Source organism: Mesorhizobium sp. M0514, from assembly GCF_040321145.1.
Lineage (GTDB): Bacteria > Pseudomonadota > Alphaproteobacteria > Rhizobiales > Rhizobiaceae > Mesorhizobium.
Window position 1 is genome coordinate 22,008 of the sequence record NZ_JAMYQZ010000014.1, and the last position, 21,897, is coordinate 43,904.

Annotated in this window: 15 protein-coding genes; 12 read left to right on the top strand and 3 right to left on the bottom strand. The window is 64.3% G+C overall.

Annotation, left to right across the window (positions count from 1 at the left end; translation table 11 throughout):
• From tssM (NKI61_RS08590) to NKI61_RS08620, 7 genes are read left to right on the top strand one after another with little or no spacing between them, the layout of a single operon-like run.
• Entirely contained in the window at positions 1-3,540 is a 3,540-nt protein-coding gene (tssM, locus tag NKI61_RS08590) for a type VI secretion system membrane subunit TssM (protein ID WP_352839176.1), read from the top strand.
• A complete protein-coding gene (gene tagF / locus NKI61_RS08595) occupies positions 3,537-4,058 on the top strand; it encodes a type VI secretion system-associated protein TagF (RefSeq protein WP_023699761.1) in 522 nt (173 codons plus the stop codon). The genes tssM (NKI61_RS08590) and tagF overlap by 4 nt, the downstream gene beginning before the upstream one ends.
• A 32-nt stretch (positions 4,059-4,090) precedes the next feature.
• Complete coding sequence (locus NKI61_RS08600) at positions 4,091-4,930, top strand: DUF4150 domain-containing protein (protein ID WP_023708137.1); 840 nt, start codon at positions 4,091-4,093, stop codon at positions 4,928-4,930.
• Between the two features lie 3 nt (positions 4,931-4,933).
• Entirely contained in the window at positions 4,934-5,383 is a 450-nt protein-coding gene (locus tag NKI61_RS08605) for a hypothetical protein (RefSeq protein ID WP_023682620.1), read from the top strand.
• 18 nt (positions 5,384-5,401) lie between these two features.
• Positions 5,402-5,881 carry a hypothetical protein gene (locus NKI61_RS08610; RefSeq protein ID WP_352839177.1) on the top strand — a complete coding sequence of 160 codons (480 nt, stop codon included), beginning with the start codon at positions 5,402-5,404 and terminating at the stop codon, positions 5,879-5,881.
• Positions 5,882-5,884: 3 nt separating this feature from the next.
• On the top strand, positions 5,885-6,976 hold the full coding sequence (locus NKI61_RS08615; protein WP_023682622.1) for a DUF2169 family type VI secretion system accessory protein: 1,092 nt from the start codon (positions 5,885-5,887) through the stop codon (positions 6,974-6,976).
• Positions 6,964-8,010 (top strand): hypothetical protein, encoded by a 1,047-nt coding sequence (locus tag NKI61_RS08620; protein WP_023815183.1) that lies wholly within the window; start codon positions 6,964-6,966, stop codon positions 8,008-8,010. Before NKI61_RS08615 ends, NKI61_RS08620 begins: the two co-directional genes overlap by 13 nt.
• 33 nt (positions 8,011-8,043) lie before the next feature.
• Here NKI61_RS08620 and NKI61_RS08625 read toward each other — a convergent pair whose 3' ends face one another.
• Genes NKI61_RS08625 through NKI61_RS08635 form a run of 3 tightly spaced genes read right to left on the bottom strand, consistent with a single transcriptional unit; the run spans position 8,044 to position 11,984 of the window.
• Entirely contained in the window at positions 8,044-9,207 is a 1,164-nt protein-coding gene (locus NKI61_RS08625) for a hypothetical protein (protein ID WP_352839178.1), read from the bottom strand.
• Positions 9,208-9,217: 10 nt separating this feature from the next.
• Entirely contained in the window at positions 9,218-9,643 is a 426-nt protein-coding gene (locus NKI61_RS08630; RefSeq protein WP_023682625.1) for a DUF6484 domain-containing protein, read from the bottom strand.
• Between the two features lie 7 nt (positions 9,644-9,650).
• Positions 9,651-11,984 (bottom strand): type VI secretion system Vgr family protein, encoded by a 2,334-nt coding sequence (locus tag NKI61_RS08635; protein WP_352839179.1) that lies wholly within the window; start codon positions 11,982-11,984, stop codon positions 9,651-9,653.
• Positions 11,985-12,255: 271 nt separating this feature from the next.
• Here NKI61_RS08635 and tagH point away from each other — a divergent pair, with 271 nt between their 5' ends.
• The 5 genes from tagH (at position 12,256) to NKI61_RS08660 (ending at position 21,897) form a co-directional block, all read left to right on the top strand.
• Positions 12,256-13,278 (top strand): type VI secretion system-associated FHA domain protein TagH, encoded by a 1,023-nt coding sequence (gene tagH / locus NKI61_RS08640; protein ID WP_352839180.1) that lies wholly within the window; start codon positions 12,256-12,258, stop codon positions 13,276-13,278.
• Positions 13,279-13,528: 250 nt separating this feature from the next.
• Positions 13,529-15,055 (top strand): type VI secretion system protein TssL, long form, encoded by a 1,527-nt coding sequence (gene tssL, locus NKI61_RS08645; RefSeq protein ID WP_352839181.1) that lies wholly within the window; start codon positions 13,529-13,531, stop codon positions 15,053-15,055.
• Complete coding sequence (tssM, locus tag NKI61_RS08650) at positions 15,052-18,573, top strand: type VI secretion system membrane subunit TssM (RefSeq protein ID WP_352839182.1); 3,522 nt, start codon at positions 15,052-15,054, stop codon at positions 18,571-18,573. The genes tssL and tssM (NKI61_RS08650) overlap by 4 nt, the downstream gene beginning before the upstream one ends.
• Before the next feature lie 157 nt (positions 18,574-18,730).
• Positions 18,731-19,489 carry a PP2C family protein-serine/threonine phosphatase gene (locus NKI61_RS08655; protein ID WP_023692196.1) on the top strand — a complete coding sequence of 253 codons (759 nt, stop codon included), beginning with the start codon at positions 18,731-18,733 and terminating at the stop codon, positions 19,487-19,489.
• The gene (locus NKI61_RS08660; protein WP_352839183.1) at positions 19,486-21,897 is read left to right on the top strand and encodes a serine/threonine-protein kinase; all 2,412 of its coding nucleotides are present in this window, start codon (positions 19,486-19,488) and stop codon (positions 21,895-21,897) included. The genes NKI61_RS08655 and NKI61_RS08660 overlap by 4 nt, the downstream gene beginning before the upstream one ends.

Consider the following 21,897-nt stretch of genomic DNA (forward strand, 5'->3'; position numbering starts at 1 on the left):
ATGTTCATCCTGCGCTTCCTCTGGGCGGTCCTGACTTCGCGTTTCCTGTGGACGCTGATCGGCCTGGCCCTGCTGTCGCTGATCATCTGGGTATTCGGCCCGATCGTACGGGTCGGCGACTATGTGCCGATGGCGTCGGAGACGGTGCGCATCGTCATCATCGCTCTTCTGGTGATCTTCTGGCTGATCTGGCTGATCGTCGCGCAGCGCCGCGCGATCCGCGCCAACCGCATGTTCGTCGCCGAGATTTCCGCCCCGGTCGAGGAAAAGCGGCTCAGCCCGGGCGAGGAAAACGTCGCCGCGGTCGGCGCCAAGTTCCAGGACGTCATGGTCGAGTTGAAGCGCCGCAAGCTCGGCGGCCGCAAGTTCCTGCGCGAGATGCCGTGGTATGTGATCGTCGGCCCCCCGGCGACCGGCAAGACGACGGCCTTGCGCCAATCCGGCCTCAACTTTCCGATCGACCTCACCGACGATCTGCAGGGCATCGGCGGTACCCGCAACTGCGACTGGTTCTTCTCCGAAAACGCAGTGATGATCGACACCGCCGGGCGCTATGTCCAGCAGGAAAGCCAGCCCGATGTCGACGCCGTGGAATGGCTGGGTTTCCTCGATCTGTTGAAGAAGCATCGTGGCCGTCGTGCGCTGAACGGCGTCATCGTTGCGCTTGGGATCGACGCGCTGTCCGAGGGCGACGAAGCCGTCAAGGCGCATGGCCGCAAGATCCGCAGGCGCCTGGCCGAGCTCGAGGAGCGGCTGGAAATCCGCTTGCCGGTCTATCTCATGCTGACCAAGGCCGATCTGATCAGAGGCTTCGAGGCCTTCTTCGGCGGCCTGTCGACACAGGCGCGCGAACAGGTGTGGGGGACGACCTTCCCACTCGACGCGCGCGTCGACGCCAAGACGATCGCGGGCGAAATCACGATGCTGTCGAGGGAGCTGGAAAAGCGACTGGTGCCGCGGCTGGAAGACGAGGACAAGCTGGCCGAACGGGCCGAGATCTTCCGCTTTCCCGCACAGCTGCAAAGCCTGTCCGAGCCGATCCAGGTGCTGGTCGAGGCGATGTTCGGCGAGAGCCGCTACGAGGAGGCAGCCTGGCTGCGCGGCCTCTATCTGACCTCGGCCACCCAGGAAGGCGCGCCAATCGACCGGCTGACCGCGGCGCTCGCCTCCTCCTTCGGGCTGCCGGCACGACGCACGATGCCGGCGCAGCGCTTCGAGAAGCGCAGCTTCTTCCTCAAGAACCTTTTGACCGAGGTGATCTTCAAGGAGGCCGGGCTCGGCACCTTCGATCCGCTGGCGCAGCGCCGCCGCAGCTGGATCTGGCGCGGTGCCGCCGCTGCCAGCGCGGCTGCGGCCATACTCGCCGGTGGCCTGTTCACCTGGTCCTACTACGACAATCGCAACGCCATCGCCGCGCAAGCCGGCCAGTTCGAAGCGCTGCAGGCGCCGCTGACGTCGACCGCCGCGACGCCCGCCTCGGTGCTGCAGCCGGCAATGGACGTTGCCCTCAACGCCATGGACGAAGTCGCCAATGCCAGGACTGCGCCTCCGAACAAGGCACAGGACCTGCTCGGACCATCGGCTTCGGCCGAGATGATGCGGGCGCAGACCGACACCTATGACCACGCTCTGCGCAACGTGCTGGAGCCGCGGATGGTGGCGCTGCTGGAAGCAACCATGTGGCGGCAGATCCGCGATCCGGACTTCATGCTGGGCGCACTCAAGACCTACCGCATGATGACCGGCCTGTCTCAGATGGACTCCGACTTCGTCGAGAATTGGTGGGTGAACGACCTGCCCGAATTCGCGCCGGCCGCGCCCTTCCCGACCGCCGATGCGGAAGAACACCAGTTGGCCGCGATCCGGCGCATGGCGGTCGACGACAGCTACATCGCGCCCGACCAGGCGCTGGTCGCCGAAGCGCTGAAAACGGTCTGCACGATCTCGCTGCCGGCGCGGGCCTACAAGCAATTGCTGGCCGATCCGGCGGTGGCCGGATTGAAGGAATGGATCCCCGCCAATTTCGCCGGGCCGAACGGCGCCAAGGTGTTTTCGCGACGCTCCGACAAGACGCTGCGCGTCGGCATATCAGGCGCCTTCACCTATGACGGCTTCCACGATGCGATCCTCGACCGGGTCGAGGATGTCGCCGCCCAGGCGGCACTCGACCGCGCCGTGTTTGCCGGCGGCTGCTCGGAAAATTCCGAGACGTCGGTGTCGGCGCTGTCGGAAGATATCCTGAAGCTCTACTATGACGACTATATCGCGCAGTGGGACAGTTTTTTGCGCGACATGCGGCTGGCGCCGCTCAGCGACCTCAACATTGCCAGCGAGAATCTGAAAGACCTTTCCAGTGCCGATTCCGCGTTGAAGCGGCTGTTGACGGCGGTGGTCCAGGAGGTCGACCTCACCCGCTCGGACGACGCGCCGGCCGGTGACGACAAGGCGGCGGCGAAGGGCGGCTCGAAACTGCTGGGCAAGCTCGGCAAACTGGGCAAGATCGTCAAGACTGGCGCCAAGCTGCTGCCGCGCGCAGGATCGGCCAGCGAAGTCGACCTGACCGGCACGCTGGTGGCCGAACACTTCAAGCCGCTCAAGAGCACGATTGCCGAGGTCGACGGCCAGCCGCCGGCGCTCGATGCCGCGGTCGTTGCGCTGACGGCGCTGTCCAATGTGCTGCAGACGGTGACCGCCAATCCCGACCCGCAGGACGCGATCAAGAAACAGGGCGGGCTGGCCGAACTGACCGGCGCCGTCGCCCGCCAGGCACAGATCCTGCCCGACCCCGTGAACACCTGGCTGAGCGGCATTGCCGGCGACACCAGCGGGTTGACGCAGAAGGCCGTCGCTTCCGAGCTCAACGCCATCTGGCGCGCCGACATCCTGCCCTTCTGCCAGGCCGCGCTCAACGACCGCTATCCGTTCAGCCCCGACAGTGCCGTCGACGTCAACGTGCGCGACTTCGCCCGCCTGTTCGGACCGGCAGGGATGATCGACGGCTTCATCAACGACCATCTGATCGGCTATGTCGACACCTCGGCGCAGCCTTGGAAATGGCGTGCCGATTTCGGCCTCGACCCATCGGCGCTCGCCGCCTTCGAGCAGGCGCGGCGCATCCGCGACGATCTCTTTCCCGGCGGTCAGGGCCCGGTGATGGCCTTCACGCTCGAGCCGACCGACCTGTCGCCCAACGTGACCCGCGTCACGCTCAACCTCGATGGCCAGAACCTGGTCTATTTCAACAATGCGACGCGACCGCAACCGATGACCTGGCCCGGCAAGGACGGCACCGGCGTCATCTCGCTCGCCTTCCAGCCGATCGACGGCTCGCCCGAAATCATGCTCAACGAGACGGGAAGCTGGGCGTGGCTGAGGATGCTGCGCGGCGGCCGCTTCACCGGGACGTCGCTGTCCGATGTCTACAGCCTGCGGCTGGGGACGAAAGGCATGTACGCCGATTTCAAGCTCAAGGCGGCGAGCGTGGAAAATCCCTACAACCTCCAGATGTTCAAGAAATTCTCATGTCCGCCGCAGATATGAACACCGGCTTCTTCGGCAAGATTCCGGCGACCGGAGATTTCGTCGCCGTAAACCTGCCGCGGACCTTCATCGACCGCTGGGACCGCTGGATGTCGATGGAGTTGCGTGAGAGGCCCGACGAGGGGGAATTGGATTCGCGTGTTTGGCGCTTCATCGTCAAGAGCGGCATTTTCGGCGACCGGCCCTGTGCCGGCGCATGGCGCATGAGCGAGGACCGCGTGGGACGCCGCTATCCGTTCGCGATCATCGGGATTGGGGCTACACCGGCACCTGACGATGCATGGTTCGACGGCGTTGCGTCAATCGTTGATGAAGCGGTCGAATTGCAGAGGACGCAGTCCTGGATAGCCGAAGGCTTGGCCAACCTTGCCGCGCCCAGCAACAGCCATGGCGATCCGAACCGGATTGGCTTCTGGCTCGACGACTGGTCGGTGCATGAGTTCGCGTTCTCGGATATTCACGACCTGGCGGCCAACGCCCTGCCGAAAATGCGCGCCCCGCGCCCTGAGACGGAATAGCTCTGATGGGCAGCACAGTCTTTGCTGAAGGCATGGGCTTCTTCCACAAAGGAAGCGGCGGCAAGGGCGTGGCGCCGGGAGATGTGTGCTTGAGCCCGCCTTCCCCGCCGGCAGGCCCGGTTCCGGTTCCATACGTCAACATGCTGTCTTCCAGCGATCTCACCAAAGGCAGTAAGAGCGTCAAGATCGAAGGCAATCCGACCGCGCTCGAAAGCTCGTCGGAGGTTGCGACCAGCACCGGCAACGAGCCGGCCACCCAAGGCCTCGGCGCGGGGGTCATAACGCACAAGATCAAGGGCAAGGGAGTGTTCAAGCTCTGGTCGTTCGTCGTCAAGGTGGAGGGTAAGGGTGTCTGCCGCCATGGCGACACCATGGAGCAGAACACGGCAAGTCCACTCCCGAACACCATCGATACCGCCGCCTTGGTCAACTTCCGCAATGCTCTTCTGGTGAAAGAGAAGAAGAAATGCACGACCGATTATTGCTACGACGATCATTACACCCAGCCAACAGGCCCGCAGAAAGCCAAGGTTCAGAACCGGCCATGCTGGGAATGCAAACGTAACCTTGACAGGTTGAAGAAACGCACGACCGGCAAGAACAAGACCGCGATCAAGCGACTGGAGGCGAAGGTCAACCGGCAAATTTCGGGGAAGGAAGCCCCGCTGATCGCCGATCACCAGCCGACGCAGAAGGCAGCGTGGTACGCGGGTGGATGCAATATAGAGATCGTCCCACAAGGCTTCAAGGATGCGATGAAAGCGCTTTACGTCAGGCCGCATTGCTCCAGCCACAGCAACAGCCAGCCGGGCCGGCAGTCGAAGGTGGACAACAAGGCGATTAGGAAGTTCATGAACGCTCGGGGGATCTAGGCGATGAGTGCAACGGGTTTTGCCGATCTCGACGCTGACTATACGGCGATAATCGATGCGTGGACCGCAGAGCTCCACGCCGTCATGCCGGCGATCGAGGAATGGTGGGGCGCACTGCAGCAGCGCCTGAACGCCTCCGGTGAGAACATAGCCAATCTGCATTGGCCCGCCGGGCTGGTGGCCCATCCACGGATTCTGGCGATCTACCGCAAGCACTACTTCAAGGTTCACGGCCTGAACCTTGAACGGTACGCCCGACAGACCGATGATGACGACGAGGACGATGAATCGAACTGGGGTGAGGATGGCGACGAAGCGGACGCCAGCGGTCCCGTGCCGCCCAATCTGCTGCTGGTCGAAATGATGTCCGAATACGACACGGAACTATTCAAGTACTTCAAGTACTTCGTCTATGTCCCGATCGGCGAGGATCCATCTCTCGAAATGTGCTGAGGCTAGAAGAAGATGGCAATGCGGATTGATCATAGTGTCGAACTCGGCCTGAACCGGCTTCTCAACGCACCCCAGGACGTTGTCGGTCCCGATCATGGAATCCGCCTTTCGCGCCGCGAGGCCTCTGCTGCCTATATGTCCCTGTTCAAGGCCTACCTCGCTGACTTGCAGGAGACGTTCGAGGTGGCTTCCGAGATCTGGGAAGCTGGCCTCGACGAACTGGTCGATGGCGGCCTGACCGTCAATCAAGCGATCACGGCCCAGCTGGATGATGCAGCGGCCGGCCCGGCGAATCATCCGGCGGTGGTGTGGCTCGTGCGGGAATACTGGCTGCGATGCGTTGCGGTGGGGGAAACGCTGCCCGCGGCCGACCGCCTCGCGCCTGAGGTGTTCCTGCTGCAATGGGTCGTCGATGAAGGCAACAAGGAATATGTAGAACTGCTGACGGCCATGCCCTATTGGCCGATCGGGCTTGATGAAAACGGCCGGTGGTGCTGAACGATGGCCTTCGATGTCTGGCTGGAAAACAGGACACCCTTCGCCGCCGCGACGCACGTCCAATTGAATGCTGACGGCCAAGAAACTCTGATTGTCATGCTGTCGGCAAGTTTCACGGCGACGGATGAAGGAAAGGAATTCCAGCCAGCGGCCGAACAGGTGCCGGTGATCTTTGGCGATGAGCCTTTTGGCGATCCGGCCCTTTCATCGACCCGCTACGAAGCGGACATCGCGCCCGTCAAGCCTGGCGCCGAGGTGATCGTGAATGGCGTCGCGCACGCGCCGGATGGAAGGCCGGTACGCGAGATGCAGGTTGGCCTGCGTGTCGGTAACTCGATCCGCAAGGTATTGCAGGTCGTCGGGGACCGGATCTACGACTCCGGCGGCTACAGCGCACCGGCGCCTTTCCGGACCATGCCGATCGTCTATGAACGCACCTATGGCGGCACTTTGGAAGACTTGCGCACGGACCAGCGCAATCCAGTCGGCGTGGGGTACCATAACGCCCGGTCTGCAGATCCTGCGGTCAGAACCGAGGCGCCCAACGTCATGTATCCGGGCGAAGCGCAAGCCCGACCTGGGGAATCCCTGAGGCCGGCGGGATTCGGGACGATTGGCCGGGGCTGGCAACCGCGCCTGGCTTTCGCCGGAACCTACGACAAGGCTTGGCTCGAATCCCAATGGCCGCTCGCTCCCAAAGACTTCGACACGCGGCATTATATGTGCGCCCCAGCCGATCAGCAGATGGCCGGCATCGGCAACGGCGAGGATATCACGGTGATCGGCATGACGGCTTCGGGCAGATGGGATTTCCGCCTGCCGCGCATCACGGCCCCGCTTCGGCTCATTTATGACGATCGTGTAGAAGAAAACGCGTTCAAGCCTGACACCGTGCTCATCGAGCCTGACTTGAAGCGCGTGACCCTTAAGGCTCGTTTGGCAGTGGTAATCCGGCGCAACGTGCCGGCGCTGCGGGAAATCGCCTTCGGCCACATTTCTCCTGTTTGGATCAATGCGCGCCGCAAGCGAAAACTCTATCTCAATCTTCTCGGCGGCGACGGGGCCCTGCGCGATCGCTCGGCGTGGCAGCCGTGAAGCGGCCGCTCTACATCTCGGTTGGTGGCGCCGTCACGCCTGCTGGATTGAACGCGCGCCAGACCATCTCAGCCATTCGCGCCAACCTGTCAGCATTTCAGGAGGTGCCTCTTTCAGAGCCGTTTCCCACCACACAGATCGTGGCACGCATTCCAGCCAAGGCGGGCCTGCGACGCAATGACGGGGTATGGCTCGCCAGCATGGGCGCCCGCGCTCTCAAGGAGGCGATGCTCGACAACAAGGCAACGCCGGACCACACCGCTGTTCTGCTCGCGCTGCCGGAGAGTTTCCGCGACCATCCGGCGTATGAAGAGGTCGAGCGGGGGCGCCTTTTGAATGCCATTTTCGAGCGATGCGGCCTGCGCTTCAATGCCGGCTCGCGCGTATTTGACGGCGGTGCCGCAGCCAGCGCCGGACTGCTCGACTATGCCGGCGACATGCTAGAATCCGGGACCGTCGCGCAGGTGCTGCTGGGTGGTGTGGACAGCCTCGTCAACGGGACCGACATTGCGCGCTTGATGCGAGCCAATCGTCTGAAATCCGAAAACAATGCTCAAGGGGCAGTCCCTGGCGAGGGCGCTGTCTTCGTGCGCCTGACGCGAGCGCCGGGGAGCGGGCCGGCTGCAATGATTTGCGGGGCGGGCCTGGCTCAAGAGATCGACAGCGTTCTTTCCGAACGCCAGAGTCAAGGCCGTGCGATGGTGGCTTCGCTGCTTGCTGCCTTCAGCGGGTCCGGACCCAAGGAACCCGATATCGAGTTCCTTGTCAGCAATGGAAACGGGGAACGGTACAGCGGGCTCGAACAACTGGTCGGTCGCTCGCGCTTCTACCGCACGCACCGCGAGATATTCCCGACAGCCTACCCTGCGATGACGGTCGGCGACATTGGAGCCGCTAGTGCGGCACTTGTTCTGATGCTGGCGGCCGACAGTTTTATAAGCGGTTACGCGCCGGGCCGCGTCGCAGCCTGCGAGCTTGCATCCGAGGGTGGCAACCGGTCGGCGATCGCGCTTACCGACCTCCGCCAACGCTGAACGGAGGGACAAGCCTTCCCTCGGCGAAAGCGATCACATCCACGCCGGGAACTTGCGTGTCCTGCGCCAGTCTGCCAGCGGCGCCTCGGGCGTGGCGATTGCCGCGCGCAACGCATCCACCCTGAGCCTGCGCATCGAACGGAACAGACGATGGTTGCGCCCGCCGCGCCCTTCGTCCCACCATGCTTCGACGCGATCGGCGGCCGGCAGCGAGCTGTCGTCGAGTTGGGCAAAGCCCTCGCCAAGAACAGCTGGATCGGCAACGAAAAGGTCGGTGTCGCCGAAGTCCACCTCGAACAGATCGCGAAGTGCTGCACCCGCTGCGGATGCCAGTTCCGGCTCGCGCATCTTCTCGATCAGCCACGGCACCACCGCTTGGTCGCCGAGCAGCCCGATCGATGCCGTGGCCGCGATGCGCAAGACAGGCTGTCCGAGACGTGATTGCAGCCAGGCCTTGCCAACCTTCGGCGGCGTCGTCAGCAGGCGCAACTCGATCGCCGCCTGCGCATGGTCCGTCTCCGTCAGCACGATCTTGTCGATCACCGAGTGCGCGGACCGAGCCTCGCCAAGCAGGCAAGCAGCGAAGGCGGCCGCAAGACGTTCTTTCGTTGTCTCGCCGTCAAGCCCAGCCAGGACTTCCGGAAGCAGGTCGCGCCGCCTGAGCACGCCGGCGAGCCGGACGGCGCGCCAACGCACGTTCGCATTGGAATGGCTGGCCAGATCATGCAGGCGCTGTCCCGGATCGACGCGATGATGCCAGAGCGCAGATAGCCCAAGACAGCGCAGCCGCGCGTCGCGCGTGTCCAGCCACTGCGCCACGAACGGGCGCAGGTTTTCGCCCGGCGTGCGCGCGATCGCGGCAGACAGGCTCGATATGCCGGCTTCACCCAGGCTTGCGCCCGCGTCGATTGCAGAGGTCACCAATTTGGCATCGCTCCAACGCATTGCCAGAGTGCCAAGCACGAAAATCTCGCCCGGTTCGGCGTAGTCGGCGAAGCGCGCCTGGGCTGCCTCCCAGCCGGCCTTGCCAGCTGCCATGAGCCCTTCGAGATTGGCTTCGAGACGCTGGTCGATGCGGCCGATATCGGTCTCGTCGAGGATTGGACCGTCGATCTCCAGACGACGTCGAAGCCACAGGAACGCCGCGTCCTCGGCGTGTTGGTCCACGATCGCCGCAATGGTCGCGATGCTGTGCATCGGCAATGCCTCAGTTAAGATGCACGGCCCCGCCGCGGATGCGGTTGGTGCCACTGGCCTGGCTGGTCAACTGGGTGCCACGAATGGTCACGCGTCCATTCTTCTCCAGAATGATCGATGCCAGGCCGCAGCGCAGTTCAATGCGCTCATCGCCGTTGATGACGACACGTTCGCCGTCGCGGACGACTTCGAGGCTCCTGCCGCGGGGCGCAGGATCGACGATGCGCCCGACCACCAGCGGCCGCGCCGGGTCGCCGCCCTCGAAGAGCAAAGCCAGTTCGGATCCGACGGCCGAAACGTCCAGCTCCGTCAGGCTGCGCGCCGCTATCGCGGTCTCGCGCGGATTGCCGACGAAGACAACCAGCGGCGCCCCGCCTTGGAAGCCGATCAGCAGGCCGATCACGACGCCGTCGATACGCTCCAGCACTTCCATGATGATGCCCTCAATTGTTGTTGATCGTGCTGCCCTTGACGATCACCTCGCCGTCGGCCTTGACGGTGATCTTGCCGCTGCCCTTGAGGGTAATATCCTTCCCATCAGCGACAATGGTGCCATCCTTTTTCATCGTGATCGAGGCCGAACCGCATTTGAGCGTGATCGAGTCGGCCGCCTCGATCATCAGATTCTTGCCGACCTTGATCACACTGTCTTCGGCTATCTGGATTCCGCTGCCTTTGCCGACCTTGAGCGCGTGCCCGCCGCCGACATCGGTTGCGTCGTCCGCAGCGATTTTTGCCGACCTGCCCTTGCCGATCTGCGACGACTGTGCCCCGCCGATGGTGAAACTCTGATCGGCGCCAACATTGACGCTTTGCGCCGCCGCGATGTTCCAGCTATCAGCCGCGCCGATATCGTGGCTCTGCGCAGCACCTACGGTGACCGACCGCGTCGCACCGATCGTGTTCGCCTGCGGACCGCCCACGGTCCGGGTCTCGGATGCACCAACGCTATCGACGCGTGCTGCGCCAACGGTCACCGTCTGAACGATCGCCACGGTCTGCGTGTGATTGGCGCCGATCGTCTCGGTGGAGTTCGAACCGATGCCGATCGTCTCGTCGATGCCCACCGTCAGCGAGCGGTTCTTGCCGACCGTCTCGGTGTCGTTCGACCCGATATTCGTCGTCTGGTCGACGCCGACCTTGACCGTCTTGTTGTTGCCGACGTCCTCGTCGAGGTTGTGGCCGACGGAGTGCTTGGCGTCGTGGTCGATGCGGTCGGACTGGTCGTGCTGCACCGTCTTGTTGCGGTCGTGCTTGATCAGAAGGTGGTGGTCCTTCTGCGCCTGGAAGTTGACCAGTTCGGAGCCGGCCTTGTCCTCGAACATCAGCTCGTTGTAGCCGCCACCGCCCTTGGACGAGTTCGACTTCCAGCCCGACTGCGTAGCGTTGCCGGGCAGTCCGTAGGGCGGCATCTGCGAGGCGTTGTAGACCCGGCCGGTGATGATCGGCAGGTCCGGATTGCCTTCGATGAAATCGACGATGACTTCCTGGCCGATGCGCGGGATCTGGATGAAGCCCCAGCCGCTGCCGGCCCAGGTCTGCGACACACGCACGAAGCAGGAGCTCTTCTGGTCCTTCTTGCCCAGGCGGTCCCAGTGGAACTGCACCTTCACCCTGGCATATTTGTCGGTGAAGATCTCCTCGCCGGACGGACCGACCACGGTCGCCGTCTGCGGCCCGCGCATGATCGGCCTTGGAGTGATGCGCGGCGGCCGATAAGCAACTGAGGTCGGCGCCACGCCGAGCACCACCTTGAAATTCTCGCCATCGGTGTCGACGCCGGCGCGATAGCCCGGATCGAACAGCCGGTACTCGGCGCTGATCACCAGATACTCCTTGTTCTGGTCGTCGCGCGGAAAGCCGTCGAGCTTGAAGGTGCAGCCGGAAAACAGGCCGCGCACCGTGCCGACGGCGGCAATGCGCAGGTGTGGCGCCTGGATTTCTTCGCGCCTGATCGCCGCCAGGCTGTCGCCGCGCCCGACTTCCAGATGCGCGCCGGGGTGGCGATAGTTCTCGCCCGCGGCCTGCTTGTGGCCGAAGGGCTGCGCCGATTTCGCCATCAAATCGGCGGCGGGTTTTTCGAAGTCATAATCGGTGTGGGCATAGGCGCCGGGGCGCACCGCGCTGCCTGGAATCCAGTCGGTGATGTATTCGACGTCGCGGCGCGAGCCCTGCCCTTCGAACTGATAGAGCACCGTCTCATAGCCCGGCGTCGGCTTGAGCTTGCTCGTGGCGTCGGCCAGGATCAGTGTGTGCTCACCCTCGGCATGCTCGAAGAAGTACATTATGCCTTCATGCTCGAGCAGCCGCTGCACGAAATCGAGGTCGCTCTCGTCGTACTGCACGCAATATTCGCGCGGCGGATAGGAGCCCTGCAAGCGCTTTTCGAACTTGGCGATGCCGCCATATTTGGAGAAGATCTCCTCCACGATCTCGACGGCAGTCTTGTCCTGGAAAATGCGGCAGTCGGTGGTATTGCCGAGGAACCACAGCCACGGCCTGACGACCGCCTCGTAGTGAGCCAGCCGATCTTCGATGCGGGTAAGGCGAAACTCGGCGATGAGGCCGCTGAACCAGCGCTTGGGGTCGGCCTCGCCTTCGATCGAAACGGCGCCGCCCAGCATCTTCAGCGGGTCGATATCGGCATTGGTCGAAACAAATCCAACGGTGTAGGCAAGGCAGCGGCTGATCTCGTCGCGGCCGACGAGATGCGTAAAAGTCAACAGTTCGGCGCCGACCGGCGTCTGCACAAGCGCGGCGCGTTGTTCACTCGGCATGGGTCGTGCCCCTCCTGAGCGCTAGTATGGCAGGTTCGAAGCCCTTCTTGTGTTAACGACCTCACGTTCAGGGATATTCCGCAACTTGCCACCCAAGCCATGTTGAGCCTACCACATGTTCTATGGCAGACCAAAGAGGACAAGCGGCAGGCAGTTGCTGTTTGCGCCGCTTTCGCCAGTGTGAAACGCCGCTCTCCCGCTGTGCCCGCAAGCTGCTAGACTGTGGCACATCGGATCAATGGAAACGGCAGCGGTCGACGGTCCATAGCGCATGTTCATCAGTCTGCAGATCAGCAATGTCGATGTCCTGCCTGCCGGGCTGCCGCCCGGCTACGCATCGCGCGACCGCGGCTTCGAGATCGGGCGGGAGAACTGCGCCTGGACCTTGCCCGATCCGGACAAGTTCATCTCCGGCCGACATTGCGAAATCCGCTACGAAGGCGGTGCCTTTTTTCTCCACGACGTCTCGCGCAACGGCACATTCGTCAACGGCTCGAGCCAGCGCCTGACCGGCCCGCACCGGTTGGCGCAAGGTGACCGGCTCCGGATCGGCCGCTATATCGTCTCGGTATCGATCGATGACGGGAACCCAGCCTTCGGCGGCCATGGTTCGACGCAACGGCAGATGCCCGTTGCTGGATCCTTTCCAGACCGTGCCGCTTCGCCACGGCCACCGACCGCGCCACCCGCTTCGGTCTCCAGCCGGCCGCAGCAAGCCGACGAGATCCTGCGCGCGATTGCCGCCGGCGCCGGCATTCCGCCAGAGGTGCTTTTGCTGCGCCAACCGCAGGAGGTAGCCGGCGAGATCGGCGCGGTGCTGCGCATCGTCGTCGACGACCTGGTGTTGCTGTTGAAGGCGCGCGCCGCTGCAAAAGTCCTGGCCAAGACCAGCGACCGGACCATGATCAATTCCGCCGACAACAATCCGCTAAAGTTCGTGCCCGGGACAGACGAAATCCTCGACATCATGTTCGCGCGGCGCAGGGCCGGCTATCTCGATGCCAGGCACAGCATCGAAGACGCTTTCCACGACCTCAAAACACATGAATTCGCCACCTTCGCCGCCATGCAGGCAGCGCTGTCGCGGTTGCTTGACGATCTGTCGCCCGAGGCGATTGCGAAAAAACTGCCGCCATCCTCCTTTGCCTCGAAGAAAACGCGCGCCTGGGACGCGCTGGTCGCGACCTGGCGGGCCAAGGAGGAAGCGCACGAGAACGGCATGCTGGACATATTCCTCACCTATTTCAGTGAAGCCTATGCCAAGGCCGCCAAACAGAAGACCGGCAAGGGCTAAGCCCGCGCACCGCTGAAGACACCGTGAAGGCGACCCGAGCACGGGCCGGCCACCAAAATTGCGCCGGGTTTCCATCGCAACCTTCTGAGACTACGATCACATACGACGATTGAGCACGCGGGTACGGTTGGTCGACCTCGGGGGTCTGCGGCACATGTCATGTCACGGCGAGATAGCGTCCTGCGGTCCGCGTTTGCGCGGACATGGCGCTGTGCGTCGCGGCGCGCGGGCGTAGAGGCAGGGATCGGCGATGAGCTCGAAGGATGATCCTTTCGATCCGACCGGCAAAACCGTCATCCGCCCCAGCCGCCCCAATCCCGGCCGCAAGCAAAAGACGGTTCTCGCCCGCGATGCGCCGGCCCCCGGCAGTACGGTGATCGCCCCTGCCAGCGTCCCGGAACCCACGGTTTTCGATCCCAACGCCGGCCGCCAGCCGCCGTCCGACGTCACGGGGACGGTGATCTATCAGGGAACGCCATTCGCCAACGCGCCGGCCGATCCGCCCGTTCACGGCTCAGCCGGGCCGGCGGGGAAAACGCCATGGGATGCGCTGCTCGGCGCCAGCGACGGCGTCGACTATGGCGCGGCCAACCCGATCGTCGCTGCCGCGGCGCCCTTGCTGATACTGCTTGGGCATCTGCGGCTGATGGCTGTCGAAAGACCGGCCGAGCCGCTGGCGCAGCATGTCGCCGGCCTGATCGAGGATTTCGACCGCAAGATCGCCAGGACCGATACCTCGGAAGAGGATGCGCGCATCGCCAGCTATGTGCTTTGCGAAACCGCCGACGATATCGTCGCCAATCTGCCCGGTTCCAGCCGGGATGCGTGGGCGCAGCACGCCATGCTGCAGCGCTTCTTCCAGGTCAAACCCACCGGCGCCGGTTTTTTCCAGGCGCTGAACACGGTGCTGGCGACGCCGGAACCTCATCGCAATCTCATCGAGCTGATGCATGTCTGCCTGTCGCTTGGCTTCGAAGGCCAGTATCGCGGCCAGCCGCGCGAGAGCCTCGAACGGGTCCGCCGCGACGTCTACGAGACATCAGCCTATTTCCGCGTCCTCGGTGACGACGACATCTCGCCGCGCTGGCAAGGCTTGTCGGTCACATCGGCGCAAGGCTCCAGGTGGGTTCCGCTCTGGGCCATAGCCGCTGCAACCGCGGCAGTTTTGACCGCAGCCTTTTTCACGTTGCGCGTGCTCATCACCAATGATGGCGAGGCTGTTGCCGGCGAGTTGCTGGCGCTCAATCCGGCGACGCCGGTCACCATCGAGCGCACCGGTTTCGTGCCGCTGACCGAGGAGGTGAAAGTCGTCGCAGCGCCAACGACGATTGCGCAGGTCGATCGCATCCGCACTGCCTTGGCCAAGGAGATCGAAGGCGGCGGCGTCAGCGTCGGCACCAAGGGTGATTTCATCATCGTGGAAATCAGCAACGCCCTGCTGTTCCAGTCGGGACGAGCCGAGGTCAAGCCGGAGTTCGAGCCGGTGGCCGCCAGCATCGCGGCGGCTCTCGACGCGGAGCGCGGGCCGATCCGGATCGTCGGCCACACCGACAACGTCAAACCGAAGAAGACCAGCGCCTTCAAATCGAATTTCGACCTCTCCGTCGCACGTGCCCAGTCGGTGGAAAAGATGATCGCAGCGCATTTCAGCGATCCGTCGCGGACAAAGGTCGAGGGCAAGGGCGAGGACGAGCCCATCGCCGACAATGCAACGCCGGAGGGCCGCGCCAAAAACCGCCGTGTCGATGTAATGATCCCGCGGGAGGAGATGCTGTGACCGGCTGGCTGCTGCGCATCTTCAGCGCGCTCGCGCTCGCCGGCTTTGCCGCCGCGGTCTGGTACGCCGGCCCGTTAATCCGCTTTGCCGGCGCCCGGCCGTTGGATCCCATCTGGCTGCGGGCAGCGATCATCGGCATCGTCGTCGGAACGGTGGTGGTCATTTATGCAATCCGGTTCTGGCGCAGGCGCAAGGCGCAGAAGGCGCTGGAGGCCGCCATGGCCAGCGCCGAGGATGACGGCAGCGATGCAAAGGTGCTGGAAGCTCGCATGAACGAAGCAGTCGCGACGCTCAGGCAGTCGAGCGGCAAGCGCAACTTCCTCTACGACGTGCCCTGGTACATCGTCATCGGCCCGCCGGGCGCCGGCAAGACCACCGCGCTGGTCAATTCCGGCCTGAACTTTCCGCTTGCCGGGTCGGGCCAGGCGCAGCCGGTGGCGGGTGTCGGCGGTACGCGCAATTGCGACTGGTGGTTCACCGACGAGGCGGTGCTGATCGACACGGCCGGGCGCTACACGACGCAGGATTCCCATGCACGGACCGACAGCAAAAGCTGGCTGGCGTTCCTGTCGCTGCTCAAGCGGCAGCGGACGCGTCAGCCGATCAATGGCGTCATCCTGGCGATCAGCCTTGCCGATCTGATGGCGGACGGAGAGCAGGCGGCCCGTGTCGCCGAGATCCGCAGCCGCCTGCAGGAAATCCACGAGGTCCTGAAGGTCCGCTTTCCCGTCTACGTGCTGTTCACCAAGGCCGACCTGGTCTCCGGATTCATGGAATATTTCGGCGGTTTCGACGAAGCACGCCGGCGCAAGGTGTGGGGCGCGACCTTCCAGACCGCCGAGCGCGGCCTGAACATGGTCGCGGAAGCGCCAGCCGAATTCGACGCGCTGGTGAAGCGCCTGACCGAAGAGATGAGCGAGCGGCTGCAGGCGGAGACCGATCCGGTCGCGCGCATCGCCATTTTCGGCTTCGCCGCGCAGCTCGGCGCGCTGAAAGGCCGGATCGTGCATTTCCTCGAGGGCGTTTTCGAGCCGACGCGCAAGCAGCTGAACGCCCCCCTGCGCGGCCTGTATTTTTCTTCCGGCACGCAGGAAGGCACGCCGATCGACCAGTTGCTGGGCAGCATAGGCCGCAGTTTCGGCAGGAGTGCCCAGGCGCATCTTTCCGGCACCGGCAAAAGCTTCTTCCTGCACGATCTGTTGAGCCGCGTCATTTTCGCCGAGTCCGGCTGGGTGTCCTATGACAGGGCGGCCGACAGGCGCGTTGCGATCGCCCGCTACGCCGGCCTGACAGCGATCGCGGCGATAGCGATCGCCGCGCTTGGCGTTCTCGGCCTGAGCTTTACGACCAACAAATCGCTGGTCGCCGCGACCGGCCAGGCGGCAGGCCAATACCGCGCGACAGCCGCGCCGCTGCTGGCCAGCACGACGGTGTTGGATGCCGACCTCGAAACCGTCATCGGCGCGCTCGATGCGCTGCGCGGCCTGCCGGCCGGCTACGATACGAGAGACCAGCCCACCCCGGCCACGGCGACGTTCGGCCTCAGCCAGCGTGAGCGTATCCTTTCGGCTTCCGAGACTGCCTACCGGCAGGGGCTGGAGCGGATGTTCCGCTCGCGCCTGCTGTTCCAGCTCGAACGCACGATCGAGGCCAGGATGGCCGATCCGATGGCGCTGTACGAGCCGTTGAAGATTTACCTGATGCTGGGCGGCAAGGCGCCGAAAGTGGATGACGAGCTGGTCGTCACCTGGCTGAAGCGGGACTGGGAACAGAACCGCTATCCCGGCGCCCACAATCGCGACGGCCGGGCGCAACTGGAGAAGCATTTGCGCGCCATGCTGGCGCTCGACGATGACCAGGATCCCTCGTTCGAACTCAACCGCACGCTGGTCGAATCCGCCCAGCGCTCGCTCGGCCGCATCAGCCTTGCCGATCGCGCCACCGCTCTCATCCAGTCGGCCACCTATGCGGCGGCGCTGGACGATTTTTCGGTGTCATCGCAAGCCGGCCCGGAAGCGCCGATGCTGTTCGAGCGCAATGACGGAAACGATCTCGCCGGCCTTCGCGTCCCCGGTCTCTACACCCATGCCGGCTTCGACTTCTATCTGGCGCAACTTGCCAGGAGCGCGCAGGCGCTGGTCGACGATCAATGGGTGATCGGCTCGAGCGGCGAGCAAGGCGGCTTCGACCAGGAATTGCTCAAGCTCGGCTCGGAACTTCTCGACCGCTATGGCAAGAGTTTTGCGGCGGCGTGGAACGAGGTGCTCGACAGGTTGAAGTTCAAGGCAATGGCCGCCGACAAACCGCAATATCTGGCGCTGTCCGCAGCGGGATCACCGAGTTCGCCGCTGATGCAGCTGTTCGAGGCGATCGCGCGCGAAACAGCTTTGACTCAAGAGCGCAATCCGGCTGCGCCGTCTCAAGACAGTGACCAGGAAATCGCCGCGCGCGCCAAGGGCCTCGCCCGCATCGGCATCGAGATTGCGGCGCGCAAATCGCAGAGCAGGGCCGGGACCGCCTTTGTCAGCACCCAGAACCAGGATCCCGGCGCCAACATCGAAGCCCAGTTCCGGTCTTTCCAGGCTTTGGTGGCCGGGGCGCCGGGGCAGCGGCCGCTCGACGCCCTGACCCAGAATTTCCGCGAAATCTATCAGAGCGTGCGGCTGGCCGCCGATGTCCCCGCCCAGACGGACCAGGCCAACGCCAATCTGCAGCTGCAGATATCGACTCTACGCGCCAACGCCTCGCGGCTGCCGAAGGCGCTGGCCAGGATGGTGAGCGCGGCGGCGGACGATTTCGAGGGCACCGTCGCCGAAACATCGACCACGCATCTCAACGAGATGCTGGAGGAGACCGTCGGCCGTCCGTGCGAAGAGATGATTGCCGGGCGCTTTCCATTCGCCCCCGCCGGTACCGACGATGTCGCCATGGCGGATTTTGCCAGATTGTTTTCTCCAGGCGGGGTTCTCGACCGGTTCTTCGCGCAGAACCTGGCGTCGCTGGTCGACATGAGCGGCCAGGACTGGGACTGGAAGCAGGACACCAGGTTCGGCCGCAATCTGGCGAAATCGACGCTGAAGAACTTTCAGCTCGCGGCACAAATCCGCGCGGCTTTCTTTCCACTCGGCGGGCCGGTGCCGTCGATCAACATCACCTTCACGCCGCTGTCGCTGCATGGCGATGCCGACATGGCGCTGCTCAATATCGACGGCCAGGTGCTGCAGGCCACCCAGGCCGGCAACACGCCGGGACTGATTCCGTGGCCGGGCAAGACCGGTTCGGCCAGTCTCAGCCTGACGCCGGAGCTGCCCGGCCGCGAGTCCGCAATCAAGTTCGACGGTCCCTGGGCTTTGAAACGATTGCTGGACAAGGGGCAGGTCACCGCCAATGGCGATAGTTTCGAAGCGCATTTCGTCATCGGCGGACGGGATGTCGCCTACACGATCAAGACCGGGGAGGACGGCAACCCATTCACGCTGCCGGCGCTTTCCGCGTTCAGCTGTCCGAAGGCTTTCTGATGGGGAATTGCATGGCAGGACCAGCGATTGCAGGACGCAGAGACAGCGGCGGCACCACACGGTCCGTCATCAGCGGCTTAGATTTCGATACTCTAATGAATGGGGCTGTGGCAGACTGGCCAGGCACGTCAGCCAAGGCGTTGCGGAGCGTAGGCAAGTGAACGATGCCGCCTTTGAGAGCTACGGCGTGAGCCACAAGGGCTGCGTTCGTGACCACAATGAGGACAGCTTCCTGGTCGAGCCGCGGATCGGCCTCTGGGTGGTGGCCGACGGCATGGGCGGGCACGAGGCCGGAGAAGTCGCTTCGGCAAGCATTGTCGAGCATCTGGCGACGATCGGCATCGCCAGTTCGGCGCCGGATCTGCGCGCCCGCTTTGAGGATCGGCTGAACCGGGCGCATGCCGAGATCCGCCGGATTTCGCGCTCACGCGGCGTGACCATCGGCTCCACCGTTGCCGCACTGCTGGCCATGGACGGCAGGTTCGCCTGCCTGTGGTCGGGCGACAGCCGCGTCTATCTCGTGCGCAACGCCGCGATCTCGCAGATTTCGCGCGACCACACCGAGGTCCAGGAACTGCTCGACAGCGGCGCGATCAGCGCGGCCGAAGCGGAGAACTGGCCGCGCCGCAACGTCATCACCCGCGCCATCGGCGTCAACGACGAAATCGCCATCGACTTCCAGCAGGGAGAGACCCTTGCCGGCGACATTTTCATCCTCAGCACGGACGGCCTGACGGCGCATGTCAGTGACGCGGAGATTGCGGCTGCAGTGCTCTCGGCAGCGCCGCAGGCTGCCTGCGAAAAGCTACTTTCCATGGTGCTTGAGCGCGGCGGCACGGACAACGTCACCATCGTTCTGGTCAAGATCAGAGACAAAGGCAATGGCCTGTCCCGAGCAGAAGGCCGCGACCGATGAGCTCCGACGACAAGACCCGGCTATTGCCCAACATGGCGGATACCAGCGTCGGCACGCAGCTCAGCGGCATCTACGAGCTCGACGAACGCATCGCGTCGGGCGGCATGGGCGAAGTCTATCGCGGCCACAACATCCAGACCGGCGATCATGTCGCGATCAAGATCGTGCTGCCGGAATTCGCCCGCGATCAGACGATCCTGTCGCTGTTTCGCAAGGAAGCCTCGATCCTCAACCATCTGTCGCATGACGCGGTCGTGCGCTACCACGTCTTCACCATAGATCCCGGCATCGGGCGGCCCTATCTGGCGATGGAATTCGTCGACGGCCAGTCGCTGTACGACGTCATGCGCGGCGGGGCGATGGCGACTCCGGATGTGCGCAAACTGTGCCACCGGCTGGCCTCGGGCCTGAGCGCCGTGCACCAGGCCGGCGCCATCCACCGCGATCTGTCGCCCGACAACATCATCCTGCCGGGCGGCCGGGTCGAGCGGGCAAAGATCATCGATTTCGGCATTGCGCGATCGGCCGCGGTCGGTGGCGAGACGCTGATCGGCGGCAAGTTTGCCGGAAAATACAATTACGTCTCCCCCGAGCAGCTCGGGCTCTATGGCGGCGAGGTCAGCGAACAGTCCGACATCTACAGCCTGGGGCTGGTGCTGGCGGCGGCGCTGCGCGGCAAGCCGATCGATATGGGCGGCTCGCAATACGAGATCGTCGAAAAACGGCGGACCGTCCCTGATCTCTCCGGCATCGATGCCGATTTCAGGGACATCGTCGAAGCGATGCTGCAGCCTGACCCGGATGATCGACCGGCCAGCATGGCCGAAATCGCCCGGTTGACGCGCGACGACAGCGACGCGACCTTGCCGCCGGCGTCGCTCGCGCCCCGGCCCGGTCTGCCGCGAACCGGGCAGACCGAAGGGCCTGTCTCGAAGGTCGGGGACTCGCCGGCCCAAGGCTTCGGTTCGGCCCCACCAAGCGCCACGGCGGAGCTGTCTTTCGTGCCGCACGTGCGCCCAGCGCACCTGTCGCAGCCGAAACCGGCTGCTGAAACTCCCAAGCGAGCAAGCACACTGCCGAAGCGTGCTACTACAGGCAGAAATCTGACGATCGCGGTGCTGTCGGCGGTGGCCGTGGTATCGCTTGGAGGGCTCTATGCATCGGGTATCGTGGGATTCGGAGACCGGCCTCGCGTCACCGACACCGGGAAGCCGCTCCAACCCGAACTGACAAAGCCGATCGTCGCTGACAAGCCCGTTCCGGACACTGCGCCGGCCAAGAAGACGGTGCCACAGCCGCAACCAGCGGAGACTGCGGCTGAAGATCAGGCCAAAGCGCCGGTCGAGCCGCAGCCGACGCCGCCAGTCGCGTCGAGCGCTACGGCCCCGCAGCCGGCCGCACCAACCGACAAGACCGTCGCGCTGCAACCGCCATCCGGCCCGTCACAGTCCGATGCCGCGAAGAACCCCGAGCCTGTCAGTCCGCCGGTAGAGCCCAAGGCGACAGCGCCGGCCACGCAAACACCTGAACCGACGGCCCAGGCACCCACGCCCACAGCACCGGCGCCGCAACCCACCGCTCAACCGCCCGAGCCCAAGGCGCAGGCGCCCAAGCCGGACACGCTGGCCCCCAAGCCGGACACGCAGGCGCCTGAAACGACCGCAGAGCCCAACCCAAGCCGGCCCGATATCGCCAGCGGCGAGCAGGCCGACAAGCCGGCAGAGCCCGACATTGCCATGAACGTGCCCAAGCCGGAGGTGCCGCCACCGGCCGATGCGGCCGCGGAGCGGGTCACCTGGGTACGCGCCTTCAATGGTGGTGACTGTTTTTTTGCGACGGTGACGTCGGCCGCCGACAAGGGTGTCGCGATCGAGGGCTTCGGCACGTCGGTGCCACCCTTCGAACAGTTGCTTGGGGAATTCCAGGCGAAGTTCCATGTCGAGCCGGATATCAGCGTCCGCCTTATCCAGCCCCCGCAATGCGGGATCACCGGCTTCCTGCGTTTCATGGGCGCGAGCACGGCCGACAGGCCGCAGCTTGTCCTCGACCAGACATCGGTGCCGGACGGCTCGCCGATCGACGGCACGCTGGTGACGCATGGCGGGCTGGTGTCGAGCGTGTTCCTGATCGACCACAGGGGCATCGCCTTCAACCTCGACGACCATGTTGTCGTACAAGCCGACAAGGCGACCTTCTCGATCCCGATCGGGCTCGGCGCCGCCGACAAGGCGGCTGGCAAGGCGTTGCCGCAGATCATCATGGTGATCACCGGGCCGCAGGACATTAAGGCGGCGGACTTCACAACGCCGACGCCGGCCTCGGTGCTGTTGCCCAGGATACTCGACGAGATCGGCGCCAGGAGTTCGGCATTTTCGGCGACCGCCAAATATTTCCGCCTCGGCGGCTAG

Bases quoted from the DNA above. Each gene is read 5' to 3' on its own strand.
- tssM (WP_352839176.1), top strand. From the start codon at position 1: ATGTTCATCCTGCGCTTCCTCTGGGCGGTCCTGACTTCGCGTTTCCTG.
- tagF (WP_023699761.1), top strand. From the start codon at position 3,537: ATGAACACCGGCTTCTTCGGCAAGATTCCGGCGACCGGAGATTTCGTC.
- NKI61_RS08600 (WP_023708137.1), top strand. From the start codon at position 4,091: ATGGGCTTCTTCCACAAAGGAAGCGGCGGCAAGGGCGTGGCGCCGGGA.
- NKI61_RS08605 (WP_023682620.1), top strand. From the start codon at position 4,934: ATGAGTGCAACGGGTTTTGCCGATCTCGACGCTGACTATACGGCGATA.
- NKI61_RS08610 (WP_352839177.1), top strand. From the start codon at position 5,402: ATGCGGATTGATCATAGTGTCGAACTCGGCCTGAACCGGCTTCTCAAC.
- NKI61_RS08615 (WP_023682622.1), top strand. From the start codon at position 5,885: ATGGCCTTCGATGTCTGGCTGGAAAACAGGACACCCTTCGCCGCCGCG.
- NKI61_RS08625 (WP_352839178.1), bottom strand. From the start codon at position 9,207: ATGCACAGCATCGCGACCATTGCGGCGATCGTGGACCAACACGCCGAG.
- NKI61_RS08635 (WP_352839179.1), bottom strand. From the start codon at position 11,984: ATGCCGAGTGAACAACGCGCCGCGCTTGTGCAGACGCCGGTCGGCGCC.
- tagH (WP_352839180.1), top strand. From the start codon at position 12,256: ATGTTCATCAGTCTGCAGATCAGCAATGTCGATGTCCTGCCTGCCGGG.
- tssL (WP_352839181.1), top strand. From the start codon at position 13,529: ATGAGCTCGAAGGATGATCCTTTCGATCCGACCGGCAAAACCGTCATC.
- NKI61_RS08660 (WP_352839183.1), top strand. From the start codon at position 19,486: ATGAGCTCCGACGACAAGACCCGGCTATTGCCCAACATGGCGGATACC.